The organism is Paenibacillus sp. Soil522 (assembly GCF_001428245.1).
In the GTDB taxonomy this organism is placed as follows: Bacteria; Bacillota; Bacilli; order Paenibacillales; family Paenibacillaceae; genus Pristimantibacillus.
Window position 1 is genome coordinate 1 of sequence record NZ_LMRV01000111.1, and the last position, 4692, is coordinate 4692.

General features: G+C 42.4%; 5 protein-coding genes. 3 read left to right on the forward strand and 2 right to left on the reverse strand.

Annotation, left to right across the window (positions count from 1 at the left end; genetic code table 11):
• On the forward strand, nt 1-602 hold a 602-nt coding region (locus ASG81_RS29235; protein WP_235549082.1), incomplete at its 5' end, for a YheC/YheD family protein.
• 108 nt (nt 603-710) lie between these two features.
• Here ASG81_RS29235 and ASG81_RS29240 read toward each other — a convergent pair.
• Complete coding sequence (locus ASG81_RS29240; protein ID WP_056643306.1) at nt 711-1409, reverse strand: acylneuraminate cytidylyltransferase family protein; 699 nt, start codon at nt 1407-1409, stop codon at nt 711-713.
• 424 nt (nt 1410-1833) lie between these two features.
• Between ASG81_RS29240 and ASG81_RS29245 the strand changes: the two genes are divergently transcribed.
• Nucleotides 1834-3225: a hypothetical protein gene (locus ASG81_RS29245; protein ID WP_056643309.1), complete on the forward strand. Its 1392-nt coding sequence runs from the start codon at nt 1834-1836 to the stop codon at nt 3223-3225.
• Between the two features lie 272 nt (nt 3226-3497).
• Here ASG81_RS29245 and ASG81_RS33635 read toward each other — a convergent pair whose 3' ends face one another.
• The gene (locus ASG81_RS33635) at nt 3498-3632 is read right to left on the reverse strand and encodes a hypothetical protein (RefSeq protein WP_268795841.1); all 135 of its coding nucleotides are present in this window, start codon (nt 3630-3632) and stop codon (nt 3498-3500) included.
• Between the two features lie 631 nt (nt 3633-4263).
• Between ASG81_RS33635 and ASG81_RS31545 the strand changes: the two genes are divergently transcribed.
• The coding region (locus ASG81_RS31545; RefSeq protein ID WP_327205204.1) for a YheC/YheD family protein at nt 4264-4692 on the forward strand (429 nt) is incomplete at its 3' end.

Consider the following 4692-nt stretch of genomic DNA (forward strand, 5'->3'; position numbering starts at 1 on the left):
ACCGAACGAAAGCTGGTTGGAAGCTGACGTATCCGGTATCACTCAGTTCCTTGAAACAGAAGTGGCGCTCCATAGAATGGAAAGGCGGGCATCTTCACCCAGTACTTCAGAAACGCATTCGAAGCACGTTCTACATCGTACAGCAGTGCTTGCCTCTCGCAACTTTTAAAGGGAGTCCCTTTGATCTGCGCGTCTCCGTGCAGCGAACTGCGAACGGCCTCTGGAATGTAACGGGTATCGTAGCGAAAGTGGCTCCGAAGCACACGTTCGTGACGAACGTAGCTCAGGGTGGCAAAACGTATCCGTTGCGCACAATATTGCAAAAAGAATATGCGAAGTTAGATATAAATGATATAGAAAAGCGTATCTTCAACCTTTCCATGCGAATCGCTTCACAGCTATCTAAACGGCTTCCCCATATGGCCGACTTGGGACTCGACGTATGCATTACGACCGACGGGCATCCAATGTTCATTGAATGTAATGGCAGAGATCAGCGTTACAGCTTTCGAGAAGCCGGCATGATGGATGTGTGGAAAGCTACCTATGATAATCCAATGGGTTATGCCAAATACTTGCTAGACCGCCGCTCCGACGCATAAGCGATGAAGACCCGAAAGATAGACACACGCTAATCAAAAAGACGACTTTCCATTCGATTTTTGAATGGAGAGTCGTCTTTTTTAAAAAAAATTATCATAGCCCACTTTTCAATTATTCTCTTTTCCCATTAGAAACGAAGCTATTTGAAAATCCAGCTCTGTATCAATATCAATTGATTGGCTGGGTGACATGATGTAAGGATAAGTTTTTTCACTATAGAAAGATTTTTTCGTCTTTAAGTAATTCGTTTTAACTGCATATATTGCTCCGTTTGGTCGGAAGACGTTTATATTTGTTTCAAATTGCTTACTAATTGAATTAGGAAAATATGGAGTGATTGTTCCTTCTTGTTTCATATTCATAATCGAGTGTAGAGAATATTCTATTGGACAGACACTTATTACAGAGTCAGCATTTTTTTGTTCTAGTAAATTAAGGGCTTCATCAATATGCTTTTCGGTTCGTAAAGGGGATGTCGGCTGTAATAAAACGATGATATCGGGATCATATCCCTCTCTTATTTGATATTCGTTTAAAACATGTAAACATACATCAATGGTTGTTGAATGGTCTTCTGCTAAGTGAGAAGGGCGTAAAAATGGCACATCAGCCCCAGCAGCAATTGCAACTTGAGCAATTTCCTGATCATCCGTAGAAATCATATAGCGGTTGATATGTTTAGATAGCTTAGCTGCTTTAATCGTATATTCAATTAGAGGAATTGAGTGGAGTTTTTTTATATTTTTATGAGGTAAACGTTTTGACCCTCCTCTTGCAAGAGTAATACCTAATACCGTGTTCAACATAATCACTTCCTTTACTACGTCAATGTGGGTTCTAATTTGATAGCTTATTTTCACAAAATCAGATGACGATTTTTCAATTTCTTTTTTTATATCTCAAAAAAAAAGAAATCATTCTTATGAGAAGTTTACCCACGTTTCTACTTATTTTTCTTTCAACAACAAATCTATTCTATAGAAAGATTTCAGATCTTGAAAAATTACTTTTTCTGATATCACATTCGCATCTTCTAATATTCTATTTCCAGCATTAGAAATATGATCTAGACGCATGTTTCAATCTATACAAATAAGCCAAAAATGGACGACTACCAGATGGCATACGGCTCCTTTTTCTCATATGATACATAACTGGATTTATCAGCAGATCAAGGCAGGGACACTTGCTATTAAGGATCCTAAATTCATGTCAGGGGAGTAAATATTGATGATAAAATCACAACTTCGAGCATTTGATCTAACTGCAAATTTCTTTCATACGTTTCGCAACGTCAGGTATATGCACGTTCCTGTCGTTCGGGCAATGGCCTATTCATTTCATCTTGATGCTGAAAAATATTACAAAAGGGCCAAACAAACTGGCCAACGGTGGATACGCAACCCGCGCCAAATGTATGACAAACTGGTCGCAAACGATCATGTAACAGCTGTGCCTTATACACCTAGCAAGCTTGGAAAAGCTAAAAAGATATTTAGCACTTTGGCTATAGAAGGGTTAGGTGTCAATAAAAGTCAAAATATCATTTGCATCGAAAACAAAAGCCGCCGGCGGTTGAAATCCCCCTATTATAATCCTGAAGCATCCGGTCGTCTCCAAACAGTTCACTACAACAGTTTACTGCGTCAAATTAAGTCGATCGTATACAAGAAAGGTGTACATCCTTACTTCAAGCGTAGAGCTTTCATGAAATGGATCAAACTACAACTTCGTTCGGTTATGCGAAAAATTGACGGCATCAATCAGTTATTCTCGAAAAATAACATCAAGGCAGTCATCCAGGTCTCATCTGTTAATCCGATGGGTTACCTGCTCGTGCATATGGGCAAGCAACGCCGCATCCCTACGATTAACATTCAATACGGATTGAACGACACGTACCAGGTTTTATCTACAAACGTAGATCATTACGTCGCTTGGGGAGAACTGCATCGAAAACGGCTTACGCGGTATGGGACTCCTCCAAATAAATTTCATCTGCTTGGCAATGCGCGGTTCGACCCCATCTTTAATGGGAAATGGATGAACAAATCACAAATTTCGAACAAATTGGGCATTAACGGGAATAAAACGATATTCGTTTATCCCGAGCAGCCTCTGAAGCCGCGTGAAAACCGAATCGTCATGAATCGAATCATTCGGGCTCTGTTGCCATTTCGTAATAAAGTCGCGCTCCTCGTGAAGAAGCATCCTCGTCAAAGAGGAAGCGGATTATCTCCCGGCATGATGCGAAAATATCAATTCGCTAAGCTTATTCGTCACGGAGCAATCCGACTTTACGATCTGCTGAGCGGCGCGGACGCTGTATTTGTGCAGTTTTCCACTACTGGTCTCGAAGCCATGCTGTTCCGTAAGCCCGTCATTGCACTGGCCTTCTTCCCCAATACGAATAAACATGAATACACTTATTACGCTTCAAGCAGACTGTTAGCATCCGCGAAGGGACAAAAACAGCTTCGGACGATTGTGTCGAAATTCATGAAAGAAAGCCCCTATCGAAAGGTTATGATGAATAAGCAGCAAAAGTACCTTCTTGGCGCTTACAGCGGCAGAGGGAACGCCAAAAAAAGTATTAATGAGTTTATGGGATCCACAGAATGAAAAAAAGGGTTGGGCAGAATGCTATTTCTGCTCAGCTCTTTTCCACTTTTGGTACTTTGCAACGTGGCCCGATGTTGATATAATCGCCGATCTGACATCATAAAAACGCAGAGATGATGAGGTCCGCGGTATGGATTCCAATCACTTTTGCCAATTCAGAGAACTTGTTTTCTCAAAATTGAGGCTTTTGCAGGGCTCTCTCTTTTGGGTCTTTTGCGTTTATAATCAAAATTATAAAAATAGTAAAACAAAGAAAGGCTGAAACGCTCCTATTAAATAGGATCAACCATTTTAATATATTTCCATGAAAAGGCCTGCTCCTTACCAACCGGCTGCAGCAAGGTCCGTCCTTTGTTTCTGATGTCGCAGGCAGATCTGCTCGTCGGCAACAGCAGCAGCGGCATCATTGAAGCGCCATTCTTCTAGCTGCCATTCGTCAATATCGGCTCAAGACAAAAAAACCGCACGCATGCGGTCAATGTCATTCACGCTGAATATGAAGAAACGAATATAAAAGAAGCGGTCTCTGCTTCGCTGGAAGCAAGCAGACGGACGATCGTGGAAAATCCATATGACCTATGCGACTGCCCAGAGCAGGAAATCGTACGCGTGCTGAAGCAGCTAGCGGAACATCCACAGCTTCTGAACAAGCGTTAAAAGCGGAATATTTCAAAGCTATGACACAAGACTATACCCTCAACTGATCATCTTCATATCTTATATAATGACTGCTTAGCGCAAGCATCGCTATTGGATAAAGGAGGGATAGCCCTGCATCACTCATATGTAGGCATTCTAGTAGATAATAGTGTGCATCGTAAGATTCCCACCAGCGYATCGAAATCTGAAAACGTTGATCTTTACGTAAAGGCTGGTAAAAAATATGGCRTTACCCCCTGCTTCTTCCGACTGTCCGATCTTCGGACAGGACAATCGACTGTGAAGGCTTACGTTAAACGAAATAATGGTTACGTTCGAACGACTGTCNTTACCCCCTGCTTCTTCCGACTGTCCGATCTTCGGACAGGACAATCGACTGTGAAGGCTTACGTTAAACGAAATAATGGTTACGTTCGAACGACTGTCACTGTTCCGTCGGTCATACACAATTGGACATTCTTTTCAAACAAACATCAAATTCGTCTTTTGTCTTCTTTCCTGCGCAGAGGACGCCTTCTGTTTAACCGCCGAAATCGTTACGGCAAGCTGCAAATTCACCGCTTGCTATGGCAAGATGCGAACTTACGCCCGCATATGCCAACGACCAATCGGGCCACAGCGGCCTCAATTCTAAGGATGATGAGGCAGTACGACTCACTGATCGTCAAGCCGGACAGCAGCAGTGTTGGGCGTGGCATCATGCGTATAGACCGAACGAAAGCTGGTTGGAAGCTGACGTATCCGGTATCACTCAGTTCCTTGAAACAGAAGTGGCGCTCCATAGAATGGAAAGGCGGGCATCTTCAC

Coding starts and splice junctions, on each gene's coding strand:
- ASG81_RS29240 (WP_056643306.1), bottom strand. CDS start 1,409: ATGTTGAACACGGTATTAGGTATTACTCTTGCAAGAGGAGGGTCAAAA.
- ASG81_RS29245 (WP_056643309.1), top strand. CDS start 1,834: ATGATAAAATCACAACTTCGAGCATTTGATCTAACTGCAAATTTCTTT.
- ASG81_RS33635 (WP_268795841.1), bottom strand. CDS start 3,632: ATGATGCCGCTGCTGCTGTTGCCGACGAGCAGATCTGCCTGCGACATC.